General features: G+C 54.7%; 1 protein-coding gene. It reads left to right on the top strand.

Going from position 1 to position 2,598, the window contains the following annotated elements; all coding sequences use genetic code 11:
• Positions 1–173: 173 nt before the first annotated feature.
• A complete protein-coding gene (locus TRM7615_RS25205) occupies positions 174–2,267 on the top strand; it encodes a M10 family metallopeptidase C-terminal domain-containing protein (protein WP_108792731.1) in 2,094 nt (697 codons plus the stop codon).
• Positions 2,268–2,598 lie beyond the last annotated feature (331 nt).

Here is a 2,598-nt window from a genome sequence, read left to right as displayed (position 1 = left end):
AACCCTAGGCCGCGTAGACATTCCAATTGAAGTCGGAGCTCATTGCAACGAAAGGCCTATTGCCTATTTTCCTGCGACTGGTGGTTTCGTTTAGATGACAAAATACCCAAAATCTGCTTACATACTGAAAAATAGGAACGTCCATTGGAGTTATAATTTAGGAGCTTTTTGTTATGCCGACAGCTGTTGCACCCACCGGAAATCCAAGCATTGACGGAATACTTTGGGGTTGGAAATGGGATACAACGCAGCTGACGGTCAGCTTCCCGACCTTTAATAATGTGTATGGTGGCTATTCAAATATTGTTAATTTTCAATCATTTACTCAGTTTCAAGCCAGCCAGATCATCAACTTCGGCCTCAACAATCTGGGCGTGTTTACAAATCTCTCGTTCTCGAATGCTCCGCAGGGAAATGGGCATCTAAGGTTTGCTCAAGCCGAGCGGATTGACTATGGTCCCCAGCATTTCAACAGCGGCCTCCACATCCCCGGGGGGCGTGGATCCGCAGAGGCAAATCCACCGGACCCAAATCTGGTTCCGGCTTATGCGCAAGGAGACAACTGGTTCACTCTCGGCCAGTATCAGAACCCCGTTCTGGGATCATTCCAATACGCGGCGGGCCTGTTGCATGAAGTCGGTCATTCCCTGGGCCTGAAGCACGGGCATGCAACACAGGGGTGGTCGAACAACAATCAGGTCACTTTCCCTGTCCTGCCTGCAGATCAGGATAGCCAGGAATTCTCGGTTATGACCTATCGTTCCTATCCCGGAGTTAACTTGAGCAATGGTGCATCTGGGCAGGAGGAGTATCCCTGGACATACATGATCAACGATTACGCGGCGTTGCAACATATGTATGGGGCGAACTTTGGTCAGGGGTCGAACGAAACCGACACGACATATCAGTTCAATCCGAACACAGGAGAGATGTCGATCAACAATTTTGGGTTCGGCGCGTCCTATAACGCCAAGATCCTGCTTTCCATCTGGGATGGCGGTGGCACCGACCTGTTCGACTTCACCAATTATTCGAATGATCAGACTATCGACTTACGGCCGGGCGAGTTCAGCACGTTTTCAAAGGCACAACTTGCGAACCTGTCGAATGGCCATGCCGGGGACCCGAATTTTGCCCGGGGTAATATCGCCAATCCTTACCTTTATCAGGACGATCTGCGATCATTGATCGAAAACGTGGATACCGGCAGCGGCAATGACCGTATCACGGGCAATCAGGTCGATAACCGAATACGCTCTGGCGACGGGAATGACGTGCTGTCAGGCGGGGCAGGAGATGACACGCTGGAAGGCGGACTTGGAGCCGACTGGATCACACCGGGTTCAGGTGCAGACAGCGTTGATGGCGGCGACGGATCTGACATGGTCAGTTTCGCGGATCTGGCTCAATTCGTTCGGGTCGAGCTTGATGCGGGTACGGCGGTAACCGGAGGCGAGACAAATACGCTGACCGGCGTCGAAAACGTCACAGGGTCGATTTTTGGTGATGTCTTGCAGGGCGACGCCTCCAGTAACCGGTTGCGTGGTCTAGGAGACTATGACTGGTTCCTCGGTTCTGGCGGCAATGACAGCTATGATGGCGGATCGGGTCGGGACATGATGTCTTATGTCTTTTCGCCCGATGCTGTTACCCTGAACCTCGGGACGGGCAGTGGTACTGCAGGACAGGCAGCAGGAGACACCTACACATCCATCGAGAGGGTTACGGGGTCGGTGCACGGGGACCTGATTTATGGCGGTACCGCGGAAGAGGATTTTCGCGGCATCGGCGGTTATGACTGGTTCATTGGCTCGACCGGCGGCAAGGACCGCTATGATGGCGGTTCGGGGCTGGACACTGTCGCCTACTGGAACGCGGCGGCCGGTGTCACAGCTTCGCTGTTGCTTGGCCGGGGATCCGCCGGCGAGGCGGCTAGAGATCTTTTCACATCCATCGAAAATCTTGGCGGATCCAACCATGATGACCACCTGACGGGCGACAACGGGCGAAACTACCTGCGTGGTTATAGCGGCGATGACCTGCTGGAGGGCGCCGGGGGCGTGGACCGCCTGTTCGGAGGGCGTGGCAATGACACGCTCGATGGGGGCAACGGATGGGACTACGCGCTCTTTTCCGGAAACCGAGCGGAATACACAATCTCGACGGTTGGTTCGCGAACGACGGTCACGCACTCTGGCGGAGACGGAACCGATACGGTTTTGAACGTTGAGGGCCTGCAATTCGCAGACGACCTGCTCTATCTCTGATCCGCGGCCTGCGCAGGGCGCGGGCGCACTGAATGAAAGGATCGCGACGATACGGATGTTCCTGTACCGCGACCTTTCAGCAGCGGTCGTTGCTTCTGACCGCGACTTGCCAAGGACGGTTGGCAGCTCAGGGGCCACTCACAAGGGTTCAATGAAGATCTGGCACTTCGCCCCACACCTGCGGCCTTCAATCCCGACCTAAAATCGCCAATGAAGTAACCCCGCGACCAGAGGACCGAAACATAGGTTAGAAGAAAGTGGAAAGAGGAAACCCACTGCGGGGTGATCAATTAACCAAAATTCCGTAAAAATATCGCAAATGACTAGGGTC

The organism is Falsiruegeria mediterranea M17, assembly GCF_900302455.1.
Taxonomy (GTDB): domain Bacteria; phylum Pseudomonadota; class Alphaproteobacteria; order Rhodobacterales; family Rhodobacteraceae; genus Falsiruegeria; species Falsiruegeria mediterranea.
The sequence above is the reverse complement of the archived record's forward strand: the minus strand, read 5'-3'. Positions and strand labels throughout refer to the sequence as shown.

What these genes read in the sequence shown, in the direction of transcription:
- TRM7615_RS25205 (WP_108792731.1), top strand. Translation starts at nt 174, where the DNA reads ATGCCGACAGCTGTTGCACCCACCGGAAATCCAAGCATTGACGGAATA.